Consider the following 17,366-nt stretch of genomic DNA (forward strand, 5'->3'; position numbering starts at 1 on the left):
CTGGTCCGGCGCCCCGCGGATCAAGTCACGCAGCGGCCGGGCTGAAGCAGCTTTGCGACCTCGGTCAGGGAGCTGACCATCGGCTCGCAGGCGATCGTCGGCTTGTTGCGGACCTTCTTCTGGTTCTGGAGCAGCATCGGCGGCTTAGCGTTGCCGGTCTCGATCGCGGCGGGAACCCGCAGCAGCACCGAGGTATCGGCGAGGTCGTTCAGCCGCATTGAGACGGTGCGGGTAGGAACCGGCCCCTGCTTGATCTCGGCAAGGCGGTCCGCCTTGCCGACACGATTTACATTATGGCTGGGTGCGTAGTTCGAGCTATGGCTAGGTAGATCGGCGACAGCCTGCCAGCGGTCGGCGAGATCGTGGCCGGAGGCCAATTGCGCGGCACCCAGCGTTGCGGCAATCGCGAGGGCGCCCAAAAATACCTTATGAATCTGTGACATGGCTATCGACCCCTCGCCCCATGGCGATCGCGGGAACAACGCGGGCGGAGGACCGGGGGTTCTTGGCGGTTACGATCACTTAACCGTGTGCGCCAAATGCAGCAGCCGAGCAAAAAATTTGGCAAGGCCGGGAACGACTCGCGCGGCCGGGAGTCGTCTCAACAGCCGGCTATTCCCCCCTGCCCCATAAGCCGGCGACGTAGGGCGCGACTGTGGTGATGCCAGTCGCGCCCTGCTTTTTTGCGCCCCGTCGCCGCCCCACTCGACGCAAGGGTGGAAGGCGATGAAACACCTCCATGTTTTCGCCGCCCCCTGAGCGGCAGAGATCAAGCCAGATCGCGGCTTGGCTCAGCCTTACGTACCGCCGGCCTTCAGCAATTGTTGCGCGTCGAGTTCGACGGTCTTGAATCCCCAGTCCGCCGCCACCGTCACGAGATGCGCCGTTCCCCCGGGGCCGTCGGGGTCCTTCTCGCGATTGTAGAGCGCGACCAGCGTCAGGTAGCGCGCTTGGGCGGCGAGGGCGTTGAACATCATCCAGAGATTATTCCGCTGCCAGATGTCGTAACCCTTCTTGCCGGAGAGCCAGCGCGGCAAATCCTTGGATTCGGCAAGCACGCGAGGGTTCACGCGCTGGCAGAGTTGCTGGTATCGCATCACCCAATCGACCCCTCCGTGATTGACCGATTCCGCCTGAAACTGGGCCTCCGGCAAGGCCAGCAAGAGCTGCGTGGGGACGTTGAGCGCGTTGCAGACGTCGTGGAACAGGATATCGCTGCCGCAGGCCCCGCCTGCGATGCCGAACGCAACGCCGCCATTCTCGTTCATCTCGTCCTTGACCGCTTTTTCGATCATCTTGCGCGCCGCGGCCACGGCCTCGGGCGTGTTGGGAAAACGCGGGTCGTTCTTGTCCCGGCGGGGCGTGTCCAGCATATGGCCCGTGAAAAGGATAACTCGCACGGGCAGCGCCGCGGGTTTATCCGGCGCAGCCTGGTTCATCTCCCTCAGTGCGGCTTCGACATTTGCCGACAGCACTCCGAGTTCGCGAAACAGCAGGAGATTGCGCCGCGCCGCATCGATTTCGAACGGGCCCACATTTGCCAAGCCCCTTCGATAGGCGTTCCCAGCTTGGGCCGGCTTCTCGGCCGTGAGGAACGACAGGTCCGCACGGCTGATTTCCTTCCAGACGTCGAATTTCTCGCCCTTCCGCATCACCTTGTCATCGTTGCCGACGGCCAGGTGGAGCGCCGCTGCAAGACGGCTGGCGCGGCGTTCGCTCGCCTTGAGAGCGATGATCGGCGCGTCTCCGTCCTCAAAATTTTCAGCCCAGATGTCGGGGAGCGCCCTGGCGAGACTGATCTGGACCGTCAGCATCGCAAGCGCATTGATCCCCGCATAGAAGCTGTCCAGATCTTCGGCAAAGCCATCGAGATAATGCTGGATGGCGGAGGCAAGATGCGCAGAGCGGAGGGCCGCCTCGCGTTGCGCGTCGCGAGACGCTGCGGCCTGCCAGTCGTCAATCCATCGCGTCTTGGCGTTGCTCCCCAGCAGTGAATGTCCTTCGGCGCGGTGAAACCGCCGCTCCGCCGATTCCTTGGGCGTCTCATCGCGATCATTCGGCGGCATCGTGCGGGCGAGTACCCGGTTGATCGCCTGTTCTGAGCGCGTGATGCAGTCGAGCTTTGAATCGGCACCAAGGGCCCTGGCCGCCAGCTTCTGATAGATCGTGCCCAGGCGGTAGTTGGCCTGAAGATCGTTGCTGTCCAGCCCCCGGAGCAGTTCGAACGTCTCCTTGGCTCCGGCGAAGGCCTTGATCCGAAATTGCGCGTCGCCAACAATCCGCAGTCCCGCGCTCCCCCATTCGAAACCGCGGACCTCCTGGGCGAGCAGCCGCAGGTCGCCGGCGCGACCAGCCTTTTGCGCGATCTCGACCTCTTCCTGGAAATCGAACGGAACGACCATGAGCGCGGCCCGGTCGTGCGGCGTCAGACGCGGGAGCAACTTGAAGACAGGGCTGTCCTTGTCGGTGTCGGCAAGTGTTGCCTTGAGCGACTCGATAAAGCCAGGGAGCGCCGCGGCAGGGTCCGCCGGATCGTATTGACCATATCGATCGGTCTGAAGATCGAAGGGATACTTGTCCTGCGTGCCCTTGGCGCGCATCAGCAGGGTGTGCCGATCGCGCAAACCGTGCCGGATACCAAGCTCGTAGAACACATTGGCGTTGTGAATGGAGAGGTCGGCGATCACCAGATCCGAGAGCACCAGCAGCCTGAACATATCCTCGCGAATATTGCCCTGCCGCGTGATCTCGAGCGTGGTGCGGCCTTCGATACCGGCGGCCTTGAGCGCAGGTGCGATAAGATCCCTTTCCACCCGATCGAAATCGATGCCGCCCTGCGTGCCGAAGGGACGAACGATGAAAGCGCGCGTGACTTCCATGACTAACATCCTCGGATCTGGATCAGGAGCACCGCCTGAGCACCGGCCGCCGCCGGATCAGCTCACATCGAAGCAACGCGGAAAGTGTTCCGGCTTGACCTGCTCCTTTGCGGCAAGCCGCCCGATGTTGGCAAGGTCCGCGAGATTGTTGGGATCATCCATCGCCGCGATCTTCGCGACAGCTTCCGGCGCAAGGTCGAGCTTGACCGTGGTCTTCAGCCAGCCGGGCTCCAGGAGCACGTTATAGCGTGCATAGGTCGCCAGTTGCGGGCCGCTCTGGCTGTCCAGCTTCATATCCCCCACAGCGCGGTCGATCGCCGATGGCGTCAGGCAGTTCGCCAGCCATTGCAGCATCGTCTGATTGACGCGCCCGCAATCGTCCATGAGGGATTGCAACGATCGCAGGCCCTGCTCGGCCGCAGCCATGCCCGTGATTTGTGCCGTCGTGTAGGTCTTCTTGAACGTGCCCGTGCCGATCGAGATCAGCAACAACTTGTCTCTGCCGGTTGGCCAGCGAAAACCATGGCCGTCGAGCGCGGCCAGCATCAGCAGTTGCAACGAAGGGTCGTTGAAAGGGCTCACACCGCCGTCGACGAACGCGCCGGCGACGATTTTTCCCTCACGCGAGGAGATGTCGATCTCCTGAGGCTTGAAATAAGTCGGTGCCGCCGTGCTCGCCCGGACCACCTTGGTCAAATGCAACTGGCCGTCCTGCGCGGCATATCGAGCGGCGGGATGGTTGTGCAGCGGCCAGGGGCCGCCGGTGTCGAGGCGCTTCGTCATGATCATCAAGCCGGTGCGGATGCGCTCGCTGTCGAGCGTCGTATCTGCCCCGAGTTGCTCATCGAGCGCATCTTGCAATGGTTCAGATTTGAACTTCGGCGCGAGCAGCCCGAGCCGCCAGAACTCGGCCTGGAAAACATCCGTCCCGATCCCGGTGTAGAGCTTCTTGAGCTGCTCCACAGTCAATCCACAGGCCAGACCGGCCGCAATGATCGACCCCGTCGACGTGCCTCCGATGAGGTCGAAATAGTCGCAGAGCAGGAATTCCGGGTTGTTGAATCGCCTCCTGAACTCCCGCTCCATGACGTCAAGATATTCGAGGCTGAGAATGCCGCGTATCCCACCTCCATCGAGAGCCAATATCCGCTTTGGTCCGTTCGTCCCGTCCAGATGTTGTTGCTTGGTCTTGGGCATGCGGCCCTCCCAGGCTGCAAAAGCAGCTAGCGACGCCAGCTGCAGCAATTCGATAGTTCAAAATATTCTCGTATGCGACGGCTGTGGAATCTGCCGCCGCATCAAATTCGGTCGCACCTTCAAAACAGGTGGCTTCAACCATCTTGCACGAAATACAGCCTAAAGTATGTGAACAAGATTACAGGCCGAGAAAAGCCAGACCGCCCTCACGCTCGTTCGTTGCATCGGGCTGGAAGTGCAGAAAAAATCATCAGAGAAAAAATCGCCAGCCGCTCCGCACGGCTGCGTTGTGAGTTTGCCGGCGAAGGGACGGCGTAACCGTAAACGCAACGGCGCCCTGCTATCGCTCGATGCGTCAAGAGGCCTTGCCTGCGAGCCATGTCCGTCCATCGCCATACAGCTTCTCCACTTCGGCGCCGATCAGGCCCGGCATGTCGCGCTTGACCTTGTAGCCGATCAGCTCCTGCATGTAGGCGAGGTGGCGGTAACCTTCGGGTAGCGCGGCGAGCGCCTTCTGGTCGAGACGGAGGGTCGCGGCGGGATCGACCGGGTCGATCCGGTCCTTTTCGTAGATCGGCTGGCGGCGGACGATGCCCCATCTTCCGTGCCGCTTCTCCAGGAAATCGTAGAAGCGCCCGGTGCAGACGACGTCGCAGAGCACGTCGTGCACCGGGGCGCGCTGCGAGATCGTCATCTTGGTTTGTGCGATCGCCCGCTCGCCTGCGAGATCGATGCTGGTGCCGCCCAGGAAATGCAGGATGCGAACGCCCTTGGCAAAGCCCTCCTGGCTGACGCGCATGAAATCCCGCGCCGGCCCCTGAAACCAGGTCGCGGACATCCAGCCCTCGTCATGCCAAACGGTGGCAAAGCGCTCCCAGTCGCCGGCGTCGCGCCACACCGCCCAGTTCTCGACGAGGTCGCGGATGGCGAGGCGATCGAGGAGTTGCTGGTCCATGATCCGTTTCTCCCGGCGGCGTGACGCTGCGATGGATGTGATCGGCTCGACGTATCAACGGGGCAATTGGATTGCCGTCAAGCGCCTGATGCTTTGCGGCCGTTCGAATTGCCCACAGCGAGAGCCGCGACACGAGCAACGAGCCTTGCAATCAACCGGACCGCGACTAATATCGCACTCATGCAAATGAAATTTCCCTTGCTGGCCGCGCTTCTCGGATTGCTTGCGGCATTCCCCGCGCATGCGCAGACAGATATGCGGAGCGAAAGTGCCCGGGCCTGGAAGGCGAGGCTGTCAGCACACATCGCCAAAAGCAGACTGTATCCGGCTCAGGCACTCGGACAAACCGGTGAGGCCAAGGTTCGCTTCGTCATCGACCGGTCCGGCACATTGGTCTCGCGAGCACTCGCCGCGAGCACCGGCTCGCGACTGCTCGACGATGCTGCGCTAGAGATCGTCGCCCGCGCCCAACCGTTTCCGCAGCCGCCTTCGGAGCTGAAGGAAGAGACTTTTTCTTACGTGGTCCCGATTGTCTTCAGCGGCCGTCAATTCCAGGTGCCAACCAACGGGCTGGTGCTGAGCACACCGGCTTCCGGCTTGGCCGAGTCCGAGGCTATGGCCGCCTGGCGCAAGGCAGTCACCGAGCACGTATGGCGCAACAGGGTGTTTCCTTCGCAGGCGATGGGCCAAAGGGCCGATGCAGGGGTCACATTCGTGGTCGATCGCTCGGGCCAATTGATCTCAAGCGCGTTGGTGGAAAGCACCGGCTTTGCGCCGCTGGATGCCGCGACGCTGGCCATGGTCGAGCGATCCGTGCCTTTCCCGAAGCCGCCCGCCGAGGCGAAGGACGACCTGCAGAGGGTGACCGTCCTCGTGGCTTTCGACGGGACGCAATTGAACTTGGCGCCGTCTCCGGAACGAGAGAAATCGCTCCAATCCTGGATCGAGGGCCAGGCCAAGCTGAATGCGAAATCCCCTGGACCTGATGATACAAAGCTAAACTCGATGCTTCGCAGCATCTGCCGCGGCTGCTGAGGCATCGCAGGACAACGCTCCGCCGCCATATACAAAAACGGCGCGCCTTGCGACGCGCCGTCCTCTGGTTCGATGCAGGTCTCTTACGCCGCCGGCGCCTTTGGCGCACGATTGCGCGAGTTGCGCTGGAAGAACAGCGCCTGGCTCGCCACCGCCGACACCATCGCGGGCTGGAACGGCTTTGAGATCAGGAACGCCGGCTCGGGCCGCTCGCCGGTGAGGAAGCGCTCCGGGTAGGCGGTGATGAACACCACCGGCACTTCGAAGGTGCGCAGCAGCTCGTTGACGGCGTCCAGGCCCGACGAGCCGTCGGCGAGCTGAATGTCGGCGAGGATCAGGCCGGGCCGCTTGTTCTTGGCCAGCGCCACCGCATCGGCGTGGGTGCGCGCGACACCGACGACGTTATGGCCGAGATTCTTCACCAGGCTCTCGAGGTCCATGGCGATGAAGGTCTCGTCCTCGATGATCAGCACGTCGGTCGCGATCTCCGCCGCCATCTCGCGGCCTGCGGCGTCCGCAAGGCGCCGCGTCTCGCCGACGTCAGTACCGAGGATATAGCCCACTTCCTCTTCCGAGAATCCTTCCAGCGACAGCAGCAGGAAGGCCTGCCGCGGCAGCGGTGTGATGTTCGACAGACGCCGCTCTGGCGGCATCGGCAGGGTCGTCACCTCCGAATCGTCGTTGACGGAGACCGAATTCCAGATCTGGGTGAACAGCCGGAACAGGCCGGCGCGCGGCCCGTGGCTCTCGTCGAGCACCGCCGGATCTCCCAGCATGGCTTCCAACATGGCTGCGACGTAGGCGTCACCGGAGGCCTGGCTGCCTGTCAGGGCGCGTGCGTACCGGCGCAACAACGGCAAGTGTTCAGCAACAAGCTGTGAACGGGACATCCCCACTCCATTCGTGTTCGGGCCGGCCTTGAGATGCAATCCTGAGGTCAGGCGCCACGCGGGGGGCCCGGGTTCCCCTGCTGGGCTGATTACGCCTCACCCTAAGAAAAGTTCCGTCCAAGGGGGGAACTTTTTATCGAACCTGGAATTGTGCCTAACCAGGGAACGGCTCCCGGTTGAGAAACTTCTCGAACTTACAGTAACTTAACTCGGGGAAACGTGGAACAGGTCATGAAAGATCTCAAGTCTCAAGCCAGCAGAAGCACGACCCCCGGCAAGGGAGGCCTCACTCCGGAGATCCAGTCGCGGATCGGCCATCAGTTGCGCGCCATGTATGATGATGTCGTGCGACAAGGTGTTCCGGATCGGTTCGCAGAACTGATCAAGAAGCTTGATGCGCCGGGAGCGACACCCCACGTGGAAAATGAGGGCGGATCCAACGACAACAACAATGGGAGGGATTAATGCCTCTCACCGACTCCCTGCGTAACGACATCCTGGCGGCCGTGCCCAGTCTGCGCGCGTTCGCCATTTCACTCAGCGGCAATGCGGACCGCGCCGACGATTTGGTCCAGGAGACGCTGCTCCGCGCGCTCGCCAACATCGACTCGTTCCAGCCCGGCTCCAACCTGCCGGCGTGGCTGTTCACGATCCTGCGCAACCTGTTCCGCTCCGACTATCGCAAGCGGCGGCGCGAGGTCGAGGATGCCGAAGGCAATTACGCCAAGACGCTGAAGACACAGCCCTCGCAAAACGCTCATCTCGAGTTCGAGGAGTTTCGAACGGCCCTCGACAAGCTTCCGCAGGATCAGCGTGAAGCGTTGATCCTGGTCGGCGCCTCCGGCTTCTCCTACGAGGATGCGGCCTCGATCTGCGGCTGTGCGGTCGGCACGATCAAGAGCCGCGTGAACCGCGCCCGCTCGAAGCTCGCCGCGCTGCTCTATGTCGATGGCGCCGAGGATTTCGGGCCTGACGAGACCGTGCGGGCCGTGATCGGCGGCAGCGGCGGCTGACGGCCAAGGGACCGAGACGAACGAAGACGGCCGTGCCACGGCCGCCTTCGCGTGCGTCTGACGCCGAAGGCGGGCTACGCCGCCCGATCACTCCTCGACGAAGGTCACGGTATCGGCCACGCTCGCGCGCGAGGTGCGGTAGCTGTTGACCTTGTGGGCGTGGTCGGCATAGCCGAATGAGATGCCGCAGACGATGCGGCGATCGTCCGGCAGGTTGAAGTGGCGGCGGATCAGGCCGGAATGCCGCGCCAGCGCTGCCTGCGGAATCGTGCCGAGCCCGAGCGCCTGCGCGGCCAGCATAAAATTGCTGACATAGGCGCCGCAATCGATCGCACCGTAAATGCCGAGCGGCTCGTTGGTGTGGATGATCGCGACATGCGGCGCGCCGAAGAAATTGTAGTTCTCCAGCGCCTGCTTGGCGTAGGCGCTTCTGTCACCGCGGGCGATGCCGAGCGTGTTGTAGAGCTGAAAACCGCTCTCGCGGCGGCGCTCCAGATACACCCCGACATATTCGCGCGGCGGCGTGAAATCGTAGTCGTCGCCGAGACCGCCCGCGGCCTCCTTGTAGATCGCCTGGCGAAAGCGCTCCTTGGCCGCGCCGCTGGCGATGACGACCTGCCAGGGCTGGCTGTTGCACCATGAGGCCGTGCGCTGCGCGGTGGTCAGCACATGCTCAATCGTTGCGCGGTCGACCTCCTTGGGCAGGAAGGCGCGCACCGAATAACGCTCGTTGAGGAGCTCTTCGAGCACGCCGATGCGATCGTTTTGTTTGACTGTAGCGTCCATGGATCAGCTCGCGCTCTTCGTAGGGTAGGCAAAGGCGCATCGCGCCGTGCCGACCAACAGACTTACCCCGATGCATCTGGATGTGGTGGGCACGTCTCGCTTTGCCCACCCTACGCGATACAGCGAGAGGTGAGATCACCGCCCCTTGGTCGGGATCTTGTTGTACGGCACGTCCTTGTCGACCCGGATGTCGCCCGGCAATCCCAGCACGCGCTCAGCGATGATGTTGCGCAGGATCTCGTCGGTGCCGCCGGCGATGCGCATCGAGGGCGAGGACAGCAGCATCTGCTGGAATTGCCCCTGCACGGTCTCCTCGTCGCTGCCTGTGAGCACACCGGCCGCGCCCTGCAGGTCCATCGCGTAGGTTGCAATGTCCTGGAGCATCATGCCCGACACCAGCTTGCCGATCGAGTTCTCCGGGCCCGGCCGCTCGCCCTTCGACAGCGCCGAGATGGTGCGGTAGCTGGTGTATTTCAGCCCGTTCGATTTCGCCGCCCAGCTCGCAAGCTTCGAGCGCACGGCGGGATCGTCGATGGCAAGCCCGTCCTCCAGCATCAGGTTGGAGCAGAACTCGAACATCTCAGGCACGCCGGTCGCAAGCCGCGAGCCGATCGACATGCGCTCGTTCATCAGCGTGGTCAGCGAGACGCTCCAGCCCTCGCCGACGGCGCCGAGGCGTTGGGTATCGGGGATCACGACATCGGTGAAATAGACCTCGTTGAACTCCTGCATGCCATTGGCCTGCTTGATCGGACGGACCTCCACGCCCGGGCTCTTCATGTCCAGGAAGAACATGGTGAGGCCCTTGTGCTTGGGCACATTCGGATCGGTGCGCGCGATCAGGAGGCCGTAGTCGGAGTAATGCGCGCCCGAGGTCCATATCTTCTGGCCGTTGACGACCCAATTGTCGCCCTTCTTCTCCGCGCGGGTGCGCAAGCCCGCAACGTCCGAGCCGGCGGACGGCTCGGAGAACAGCTGGCACCAGATCTCCTCGCCCGAGGCGAGCTTCGGCAGATACCGGCGCTTGGCATCCTCGGTGCCGAAAGCCATCACGGTCGGACCGCACATGCCCTCGCCGATCTGGAACGGCTGCGTCAGCTTGCCGTAGACGCCCTCCTCCTGCTGCCAGATCACCCGCTCGATCGGCGTGGCGCCGCGGCCGCCATATTCCCTAGGCCAGTGCAGGCAGGCCCAGCCGCCCTCGGCCTTCTTCTTCTGCCACGCCTTGCCGACATCAACGATGTCGTGCTGGGCGAGCCGGATCCGGCCAAGCGAGGACTTTGACAGCTCGGCCTCGAGCTCCTTTGGCGCATGGGCCTCGACCCATTTGCGCGCGGTCTCGCGGAATGCGGCTTCCTGCGGGGTGTCGTCGAAATTCATGGCGGACCTCAATCCTTGCTCGGTGCGTAGGGTGGGCAAAGCGAAACGTGCCCACCACCTTTCGTTCTCGACGGAGTTGGTGGGCATGGCGCGCTCCGCGCCTTTACCCACCTACGATTCTAACCTCTCCCCTTCGTCGGGATCTTGTTGAACGGCACGTCCTTGTCGACACGGATATCGCCGGGCAGACCCAGCACCCGCTCGGCGATGATGTTGCGCATGATCTCGTCAGTGCCGCCCTCGACGCGAGTGCCGGGCGCGCGCAGCAGCATCGCCTGGAAGCGGCCGGCGAGTTCGGCATCCTCGCCGCTGATCACGCCGCTCGCACTCTGTAAGTCCAACGCATAAGTCGCGACGTCCTGAATCATCGAGCCTGCGACCAGCTTGCCGATGGAATTCTCCGGCCCCGGCCGCTCGCCCTTCGACAACGCCGAGATCGCGCGCATGCTGGTGTATTTCAAGCCGCTCGCCTTCACCGCCCAGTTGGCGAGCTTCGAGCGCACCGCGCGGTCCTCGATCGCGGGGCCGTCGTCGAGCATCAGGCTGGAGCAGTACTCGAACAATTCAGGGAAACCGGTCGAGACGGCCGCGCCGATCGCGCTGCGCTCGTTCATCAGCGTGGTCAGCGACACATTCCAGCCGTCTCCGACCTCGCCGAGGCGCTGATGGTCGGGAATGCGGACATTGGTAAAATAGACCTCGTTGAAATCCGAGGCTCCGCTCGCCTGCTTGATCGGTCGCACCTCGACGCCCGAGCTCTTCATGTCCAGGAAGAACATGGTGAGGCCCTTGTGCTTGGGCACGGTTGGATCGGTGCGGGTGAGCAGAATACCGTAATCGGAATAATGCGCGCCCGAGGTCCAGATCTTCTGCCCGTTGATCACCCAGTCGTCGCCCTCCTTCTCGGCGCGCGTACGCAAGCCCGCGACGTCCGAGCCGCCGGCCGGCTCCGAAAAAAGCTGGCACCACACCTTCTCGCCTGATGCGAGCGGCGGCAGATAGCTGCGCTTATGCTCCTCGCGCGCGAACGCCATCATGGTTGGTCCGCACATGCCGTGGCCGATGATGAACATCCGTGACAGCTGCCCGAACGGCCCTTCTTCCTGCGACCAGATCACGCGCTCGATCGGCGACGATCCGCGGCCGCCATATTCCCTGGGCCAGTGCAGGCAGGCCCAGCCGGCATCGGCCTTCTTCTTCTGCCAGGCCTTTGCGACCTTAAGGATGTCAGCGTTCTTGAGCGCGGTGCGGCCGAGCGAGGATTTGCGCAGCTCCTCCTCGTACTTCTTGGGCGCATTGGCGCTGATCCAGGCGCGCGCGGTGGCGCGGAATTCGGCTTCCTGCGGGGTGTCGTCGAAGTTCATCTTTGCTCTCTCTCTCGTCATTCCGGGGCGATGCGAAGCATCGAACCCGGAATCCAGAGGTTACCGACTCAGATCGAGATTTCCGGGTTCGGCGCTACGTGCCGCCCCCGAATGACGTCACGCCGCGTTCTTCTTGCGCATGCGGTCGATCAACCGGTCTTCCCAATAGGACAGGCTACCGAGCCCGAGCGCCATGGCGTTGGCGCGGCGATAGTACATGTGGCAGTCGAACTCCCAGGTGAAGCCCATGCCGCCGTGGACCTGGATGTTGTTCTTGGCGCAATGCTGGAACGCCTGCGTCGCGCTGATACGCGCGGCGGCGGCAGCCTCCGGCAACTCGGCCGCGTTGGTCGAGAGCGCCCAGGCGCCGTAATAGCTGTTGGAACGCGCCAGCGTCGCCGAGACATACATATCGGCCAGCATATGCTTGACCGCCTGGAACGAGCCGATCTGGCGGCCGAAGGCGATGCGATCGAGCGCGTAGTCGCGGCCCATCTCCAGCGCGCGATCGGAGCCGCCGACCTGCTCGAAAGCGCACAGCACCGCGGCGCGGTCGAGCACCTGGGTGAGGATGCTCCAGCCTTCGCCGGCAGCTCCTAGCGGCTCGGCCTTGCAGTCTTTGAAAGTGATCTCGGCCTGCCCGCGGGTCGGATCGAGATTGGTGAGGCTCTTCACTTCGACGCCACCCGCTTTGAGGTCAACCAGGAACAACGAAACATCGCTCTCGCGCCCGCTCGATCCGGTGCGCGCGGCGACTACCGCGAAATCGGCGATGGCACCATCGGCGACCGGCTTCTTGACGCCGTTGAGCACACCGTTGGTAGCTGTCAGCTTGATGGTCTTCGGCGACGGATTGCCCTTGCCCTCGAACAGAGCCAGCGTGCCGATCGCCTCGCCCGAGGCGATCGCGGGCAGCCATTTCTTCTTCTGGGCGTCGCTACCCGCGATCAGCAGCGCTTCGGCAGCAAGATAAACGGTCGAGGAGAACGGCACCGGTGCATTCGCCCGCCCCATCTCTTCTGCGATCACGCAGAGCTCGAGATGGCCGGCACCGGCGCCGCCGAACTCTTCCGGAATCGCGACGCCGAGAAAACCCATTCCGGCGAGGCCCTTCCACAGCTCCTTGTCATAAGGCGCCTTGCCGTCGAGCACGACGCGCACAGCCTTCGGCGAGCACTTTTCCGCAAGGAATTTGCGCGCTTGGTCGCGGAGCTGTTTCTGGTCGTCGGAGAAATCGAAGTTCATGGCGGGCTACCTTGTTATTGCTGTTCTGCAGGAATGGGTGGAGCGAAGCGATTACCCATCGATTGTCTGACGAAAGGCGATGGGTTTCGCTACGCTCTACCCATCCTACGGTGGTCATCTCAGCACGATCACGTCCTCATCCGGCTGATCCGCATAGAGCCGGTCCACCAGCGCGGCGCGGCGCTCGAGGCCGGCACGCTGGTTAATGTAGCCCTTGTCGGTGAGCTCGTTGCCGTCGATCGAAGGCGGCTCGACCATCAGCATCGCGCGCGCGATGATGCGGCTGCTCGCGCCCTCGCATTCCCGGTTGTGCGCTTCCAGGCCGCGGCGGAAGCAGGCGATCACCTTGGGTTGCTTCACGGCATCGGCAAAACTCAGATCGGGATTGCCGACCAGCTGCCGGCAGGCGTGCAAGTTCGGCCAGGCCAGCAGGCCGATGAACGGGCGGTCCTGCCCCGCCACGAGCGCATCGTGCACGACAGGCGTCGCTGCGGCGATCGTATCGGTGCGGAGCGAGCCGACATGCACGAACGTTCCGGTGGTGAGCTTGAAGTCCTCGACGACGCGACCCGCAAAGATGATGCCCTTCACCGGATCGGAATCATCGACGAAAATGCCGGCGTCACCGATGCAGTAGAAGCCTTCCTCGTCGAACATCTTCTGCGTGAGCTCAGGCTGGCCGAAATAGCCGGGCGTGACGTTGACGCCGCGCAGGCGCAATTCGTATTTCGAGCCACACGGCACCATCTTCAATTCGACACCGGGGAACGGCAGGCCGATCAGGCCGACGCGCTCGGTGTCCCAATAGGTGCCGGTCGAGGTCGGCGCGGTCTCGGTCGAGCCCCAGCCGGTGTAGAACACGATGCGCTCGCCGGTGGTCTTCACGGCGAGGGTCTGCATGCGGTCATAGAGATCGTCAGGCAGGCGCGCGCCGCCATAGGCCATGATCGAGAGATTCTTGAAGAAGGAGCGGCAGAGCGCGTCGTCCTTCTCCATCGCCGCCGCCAGCGCGGCGTAGCCCGCCGGCACGTTGGCGTAATAGGTCGGCGAGATCTCGCGCAAGTTTCGCAACGTCTCCTCGAACTGGCCCGGCATCGGCCGGCCGTCGTCGATATAGAGCGTGCCGCCATCGACCAGGATCGGATGGAACGCGGCATTGCCGCCCATGGTGTGGTTCCAGGGCATCCAGTCCAGCATGGTCGAGATCGGCCCGCTGGGATCGCGCGGCCGCACCTGCATCATCATCGCCGCATTGGCGCACATCATCTCTTGCGTGTTGATGACGGCCTTGGGCATCCCGGTCGAGCCGGACGTGAACAACAGCTTGCCGACGGTCTGCGGCGTGATTTTTGCGATGGAGGCATCGACATCGGCGGTCACGACCGTTGCCGCGAGCTCCGCAAAGCTGACGCTCTCGATGCCCTCGCAAGGACGCGCGACGTGAACTACGGTGACGCCGCTGAGATCAAGCGCGCTCAAGGCCTTCTCGAACAGCGGGCCGTCCTGCACCATCACCACGGCCGGCTTGATCAGGTCGAACAGGTACTTCAGCTTGACGTGATCGTGGCTCATCAGAGAATAGGCCGGTGACACCGGAGCCGCGGGGACGCGTGCCTGCATCGCGGCCTGCGTCATCAGCGCATGCTCGATCGAGTTGCCGGAGAGGATCGCAACGGGGCGACCGTCGAGTCCGAGATTGAGCAGACTCTGCGTCAGAGCATCCACGGTGCGCTTGGCTTCGCCATAGGATACCTTGCGCCATTTGCGGCTCGCTCCGCCGCGCTGGGCAAGCCAGGTGCGTTCCGGCGCTTCCTTCGCCCACTTCGCCAGCGAGGCTGGAATGTGCTTCTCGTAGGCTTGCAACGGAATGCGCGACTTCAGCACCACCGTGCCGTCGGCTCGCCGCTCGACGTCGATGTCGCGTGGTAGCCACTCGATCTTGCGAAAGGCGGGCTTCGTCATCACAGCCGCCGCACTTCCACTCATTTTGCGTCTCCCGGAATTATCGTCCTTTGCGGATCGTTCTGGTTCAGCGCTTGATATAGACAGGCTTTCGCTTCTCAAGGAAGGCCCTGATGCCTTCCGAAAATTCCTCGGAACGGCTGCACAGGACCTGGTTGCGATCCTCGATTGCGATCACGGCTTCCAGCGATCCGGCATCGACGCTCATGTTGAGACATTCCTTGGACAGGCGCAGGCCCACGGGTGAAGCCGTCATCATCGCGTCGACATAGAACTCGGCCGCATCATCTAGCTTGTCCTCGTCCACGACATCGGAGACGAGGCCGACCGCCAGCGCCCGCTCGGCGCCGATGAAGCGTCCGGTGAGGATCAGCTCCGATGCGACGGAGACGCCGACGAGGCGCGGCAAGAAATAGCTGGTGCCGATGTCGCAGCCGCCAAGGCCGAGCTTGATGAAGGCGCAGTTCATCCGCGCCGATTTCGTCGCGATACGGATGTCGGAGGCCAGCGCCAGCGCAAAGCCGCCGCCGGCCGCGGCGCCCTGCACCAGCGCGAGGATCGGCTGCGGGCAGCGCCGCATCAGCATCACGATGTCGGCAATGCGGCGCTGCGAATCCAGCGACTCCGTGACGCCGGGTGGCTCCTGCTGTCCGGCACGCCGGGCCATCGCGGCCTTGAGATCAAGGCCCGCGCAGAAATTCCTGCCGGCGCCCTTAAGCACGACGACCCGCGTGTCGCGGTTGCGCTGCAGCCCCTGAAAGTAGGTATTGAGCGCGTCGATCAGCGCGGGATCGAGCGCGTTGAGGCTGTCAGGGCGATTGAGCGTCACAGTGTCGACGCCGTCATTGTGCTCGATCAGCAACGGTTGGGACATGAGGCGCCTCGTGCTTACCGCCGATCGCGGTGCCGATTACTGCGCCCTCTCCCCTTGTGGGAGAGGGCATGTACGCTGTGAGGCCAGAGTTCACTTGGGTGAGGGGTCTGTCTCCGCGGGCGCAGACCCCTCATCCGGCGCTTCGCGCCACCTTCTCCCACACCGGGAGAAGGGAAGAGCCGCACCCTACCGCGGCGCCATGCGGATCGCGCCGTCGAGGCGGATGGTCTCGCCGTTGAGCATGGGATTCTCGACGATGTGCACGGCGAGCGAACCGTATTCATTGGCGTCGCCAAGACGCGCGGGGTGCGGCACCTGGGCACCGAGGCTCTTGCGGGCCTCTTCGTTCAAGCCCATCAGCAGCGGCGTCAGGAACAGGCCGGGCGCGATGGTGTTGACGCGGATTTTCTGGCTGGCGAGGTCACGTGCGGCCGGCAGCGTCAGGCCGACGACGCCGCCCTTCGACGCCGCATAAGCGATCTGGCCGATCTGGCCTTCGTAAGCTGCGACCGACGCCGTGTTGACGATGACGCCGCGCTCTTCCCCGACCGGCTCGATCGTGACGAGGCGCTCGGCGAACAGGCGCAGGCAGTTGAAGGTGCCGATCAAATTGACGTTGATGATGCGCGCGAACTTTTCCAGGGGATAGACGCCGTCGCGGCCGACGATGCGCTGCGAGCCGCCGATGCCGGCGCAGTTCATCAGCACGCGCGCGACGCCGTGCGCGGCTTCTGCCTTGGCGATCGCCGCCTTGATCTGCTCCTCGCTGGTGACGTCGGCATGCAATGCGACGCCCTTCACTTCGGCGGCGATCTTCTCTGCGTTTTCCTTGCTCTGGTCGATCACGCCGATCTTGGCGCCCTTGGCGACCATGGCGCGTGCGGTCGCGGCACCGAGGCCCGAACCACCGCCGGTGATGAGAACGGCAACGTCTTTCAATTGCATTGTAAGCTACCTTTCCTTGGGCGTTTTTTCTCTAGACCTCTGAGTTCTGGGCCGGATTATCCAGCCGCGGCAGCTTCCTCGCCTTGCGTGAGGATGCCGCCGCAGATCAGCGTTTCCATGTGCTTGATGTATTGCCGGCAGACGTCGTCGGTGACCGGGCCGACGCCGGTCGCGCGCGACATCGCGTGCCGGCCGAAGAAGAGATGATCGCAGGCGCCGATCAGGCTGGTGTAGAACAGCACCGGATCGGTGGCGCGGAACTCGCCCTGGCTGACGCCTTCGGCGAGCAGGCGCCGATGAAAATCCAGCAGCGGCGCGACGAAGAATTTCGAGACTTCGTCCGCGGAGCCAGCGACGCTCTCGTGCAGCAGATAGTGGATCAGCCGGTTCATGTAGGGAAACCGGTGATAGGCGCGAATGATGCCGCCGATATGCAGCTTCAGCTTCGCGGTCGGCGTGATCGGCTGCGCCAGCAGATATTCGAGATTGGACAGTTCCGTTCCCGCATCGCGCTCAAGCAGCGCCAACAGCAGGCCGTCCTTGTTGCCGAAATGGTATTTGACCAACGCGGCGTTGGCGCCTGACTTTTGCGCAATGTCGGAGAGCGAGATCTCGATCGAGGAGCGTTCGATCATCAGCTCGCTCGCGGCCACGAGCAATTTCTCCGCGGTGGAATTCTTCCCGCTGGGGAGCCTGGTCGGTACGCTGGTAGCCACGGATTTCCCTGAATGCCCTTCGAGAGGCGCGCAGATAAGCCCAAGCAGCGTCTCACCACAAGAGTTAATTGATCGATTGACTAAACGATCGCCCGTCCCTTAAATCCGATCCTGACAACCAACCC

The 17,366-nt window shown here is 63.3% G+C and carries 16 protein-coding genes; 3 read left to right on the plus strand and 13 right to left on the minus strand.

Features of this window, described 5'->3' with window-relative positions:
- Positions 1-20: 20 nt before the first annotated feature.
- The 4 genes from IVB28_RS27360 to IVB28_RS27375 all read right to left on the minus strand — a co-directional run bounded on the left by IVB28_RS27360 (position 21) and on the right by IVB28_RS27375 (position 5,031).
- On the minus strand, positions 21-443 hold the full coding sequence (locus IVB28_RS27360; protein ID WP_247530349.1) for a hypothetical protein: 423 nt from the start codon (positions 441-443) through the stop codon (positions 21-23).
- A 354-nt stretch (positions 444-797) separates the two neighbouring features.
- Positions 798-2,879, minus strand: coding sequence for a tetratricopeptide repeat-containing protein (locus IVB28_RS27365; protein ID WP_247530351.1), 2,082 nt, complete (start codon positions 2,877-2,879; stop codon positions 798-800).
- Between the two features lie 57 nt (positions 2,880-2,936).
- A complete protein-coding gene (locus IVB28_RS27370; RefSeq protein WP_247530352.1) occupies positions 2,937-4,076 on the minus strand; it encodes a patatin-like phospholipase family protein in 1,140 nt (379 codons plus the stop codon).
- Positions 4,077-4,431: 355 nt separating this feature from the next.
- A complete protein-coding gene (locus IVB28_RS27375; protein WP_247530355.1) occupies positions 4,432-5,031 on the minus strand; it encodes a nuclear transport factor 2 family protein in 600 nt (199 codons plus the stop codon).
- A 186-nt stretch (positions 5,032-5,217) separates the two neighbouring features.
- On the opposite strand from IVB28_RS27375, the gene IVB28_RS27380 reads away from it, so the two are divergent.
- On the plus strand, positions 5,218-6,066 hold the full coding sequence (locus IVB28_RS27380; RefSeq protein ID WP_247530357.1) for an energy transducer TonB: 849 nt from the start codon (positions 5,218-5,220) through the stop codon (positions 6,064-6,066).
- Between the two features lie 83 nt (positions 6,067-6,149).
- Here the strand turns inward: IVB28_RS27380 and IVB28_RS27385 are convergent, their stop codons facing one another.
- Positions 6,150-6,956, minus strand: a complete 807-nt coding sequence (locus IVB28_RS27385) for a response regulator (RefSeq protein WP_247530359.1) — start codon at positions 6,954-6,956, stop codon at positions 6,150-6,152.
- 231 nt (positions 6,957-7,187) lie between these two features.
- On the opposite strand from IVB28_RS27385, the gene IVB28_RS27390 reads away from it, so the two are divergent.
- The gene (locus IVB28_RS27390) at positions 7,188-7,421 is read left to right on the plus strand and encodes a NepR family anti-sigma factor (RefSeq protein WP_024337325.1); all 234 of its coding nucleotides are present in this window, start codon (positions 7,188-7,190) and stop codon (positions 7,419-7,421) included.
- Positions 7,421-7,969, plus strand: a complete 549-nt coding sequence (locus IVB28_RS27395) for a sigma-70 family RNA polymerase sigma factor (protein ID WP_018316216.1) — start codon at positions 7,421-7,423, stop codon at positions 7,967-7,969. The genes IVB28_RS27390 and IVB28_RS27395 overlap by 1 nt, the downstream gene beginning before the upstream one ends.
- 87 nt (positions 7,970-8,056) lie before the next feature.
- Here IVB28_RS27395 and IVB28_RS27400 read toward each other — a convergent pair whose 3' ends face one another.
- The 8 genes from IVB28_RS27400 to IVB28_RS27435 all read right to left on the minus strand — a co-directional run bounded on the left by IVB28_RS27400 (position 8,057) and on the right by IVB28_RS27435 (position 17,241).
- The gene (locus tag IVB28_RS27400; RefSeq protein ID WP_247530361.1) at positions 8,057-8,755 is read right to left on the minus strand and encodes a nitroreductase; all 699 of its coding nucleotides are present in this window, start codon (positions 8,753-8,755) and stop codon (positions 8,057-8,059) included.
- Between the two features lie 135 nt (positions 8,756-8,890).
- Positions 8,891-10,135 carry an acyl-CoA dehydrogenase gene (locus tag IVB28_RS27405; RefSeq protein WP_247530363.1) on the minus strand — a complete coding sequence of 415 codons (1,245 nt, stop codon included), beginning with the start codon at positions 10,133-10,135 and terminating at the stop codon, positions 8,891-8,893.
- A gap of 119 nt (positions 10,136-10,254) precedes the next feature.
- The gene (locus tag IVB28_RS27410; RefSeq protein ID WP_247530364.1) at positions 10,255-11,499 is read right to left on the minus strand and encodes an acyl-CoA dehydrogenase; all 1,245 of its coding nucleotides are present in this window, start codon (positions 11,497-11,499) and stop codon (positions 10,255-10,257) included.
- Positions 11,500-11,616: 117 nt separating this feature from the next.
- The gene (locus IVB28_RS27415; protein WP_247530366.1) at positions 11,617-12,744 is read right to left on the minus strand and encodes an acyl-CoA dehydrogenase family protein; all 1,128 of its coding nucleotides are present in this window, start codon (positions 12,742-12,744) and stop codon (positions 11,617-11,619) included.
- A gap of 114 nt (positions 12,745-12,858) precedes the next feature.
- The gene (locus IVB28_RS27420; RefSeq protein ID WP_247530367.1) at positions 12,859-14,730 is read right to left on the minus strand and encodes an AMP-binding protein; all 1,872 of its coding nucleotides are present in this window, start codon (positions 14,728-14,730) and stop codon (positions 12,859-12,861) included.
- Between the two features lie 43 nt (positions 14,731-14,773).
- Positions 14,774-15,580, minus strand: a complete 807-nt coding sequence (locus IVB28_RS27425; RefSeq protein WP_247530369.1) for an enoyl-CoA hydratase-related protein — start codon at positions 15,578-15,580, stop codon at positions 14,774-14,776.
- A gap of 186 nt (positions 15,581-15,766) precedes the next feature.
- Positions 15,767-16,525: an SDR family NAD(P)-dependent oxidoreductase gene (locus tag IVB28_RS27430; protein WP_247530371.1), complete on the minus strand. Its 759-nt coding sequence runs from the start codon at positions 16,523-16,525 to the stop codon at positions 15,767-15,769.
- A gap of 56 nt (positions 16,526-16,581) precedes the next feature.
- Positions 16,582-17,241, minus strand: coding sequence for a TetR family transcriptional regulator (locus IVB28_RS27435; protein WP_346730772.1), 660 nt, complete (start codon positions 17,239-17,241; stop codon positions 16,582-16,584).
- Positions 17,242-17,366: the final 125 nt, after the last annotated feature.

Origin of the sequence: Bradyrhizobium sp. 199, assembly GCF_023073355.1 — a bacterium.
Classification (GTDB): Bacteria; Pseudomonadota; Alphaproteobacteria; order Rhizobiales; family Xanthobacteraceae; genus Bradyrhizobium.

What these genes read in the sequence shown, in the direction of transcription:
- IVB28_RS27410 (WP_247530364.1), bottom strand. Translation starts at nt 11,499, where the DNA reads ATGAACTTCGACGACACCCCGCAGGAAGCCGAATTCCGCGCCACCGCG.
- IVB28_RS27365 (WP_247530351.1), bottom strand. Translation starts at nt 2,879, where the DNA reads ATGGAAGTCACGCGCGCTTTCATCGTTCGTCCCTTCGGCACGCAGGGC.
- IVB28_RS27395 (WP_018316216.1), top strand. Translation starts at nt 7,421, where the DNA reads ATGCCTCTCACCGACTCCCTGCGTAACGACATCCTGGCGGCCGTGCCC.
- IVB28_RS27380 (WP_247530357.1), top strand. Translation starts at nt 5,218, where the DNA reads ATGAAATTTCCCTTGCTGGCCGCGCTTCTCGGATTGCTTGCGGCATTC.
- IVB28_RS27370 (WP_247530352.1), bottom strand. Translation starts at nt 4,076, where the DNA reads ATGCCCAAGACCAAGCAACAACATCTGGACGGGACGAACGGACCAAAG.
- IVB28_RS27360 (WP_247530349.1), bottom strand. Translation starts at nt 443, where the DNA reads ATGTCACAGATTCATAAGGTATTTTTGGGCGCCCTCGCGATTGCCGCA.
- IVB28_RS27430 (WP_247530371.1), bottom strand. Translation starts at nt 16,525, where the DNA reads ATGCAATTGAAAGACGTTGCCGTTCTCATCACCGGCGGTGGTTCGGGC.
- IVB28_RS27420 (WP_247530367.1), bottom strand. Translation starts at nt 14,730, where the DNA reads ATGAGTGGAAGTGCGGCGGCTGTGATGACGAAGCCCGCCTTTCGCAAG.
- IVB28_RS27425 (WP_247530369.1), bottom strand. Translation starts at nt 15,580, where the DNA reads ATGTCCCAACCGTTGCTGATCGAGCACAATGACGGCGTCGACACTGTG.
- IVB28_RS27400 (WP_247530361.1), bottom strand. Translation starts at nt 8,755, where the DNA reads ATGGACGCTACAGTCAAACAAAACGATCGCATCGGCGTGCTCGAAGAG.
- IVB28_RS27385 (WP_247530359.1), bottom strand. Translation starts at nt 6,956, where the DNA reads ATGTCCCGTTCACAGCTTGTTGCTGAACACTTGCCGTTGTTGCGCCGG.
- IVB28_RS27415 (WP_247530366.1), bottom strand. Translation starts at nt 12,744, where the DNA reads ATGAACTTCGATTTCTCCGACGACCAGAAACAGCTCCGCGACCAAGCG.
- IVB28_RS27375 (WP_247530355.1), bottom strand. Translation starts at nt 5,031, where the DNA reads ATGGACCAGCAACTCCTCGATCGCCTCGCCATCCGCGACCTCGTCGAG.
- IVB28_RS27405 (WP_247530363.1), bottom strand. Translation starts at nt 10,135, where the DNA reads ATGAATTTCGACGACACCCCGCAGGAAGCCGCATTCCGCGAGACCGCG.
- IVB28_RS27390 (WP_024337325.1), top strand. Translation starts at nt 7,188, where the DNA reads ATGAAAGATCTCAAGTCTCAAGCCAGCAGAAGCACGACCCCCGGCAAG.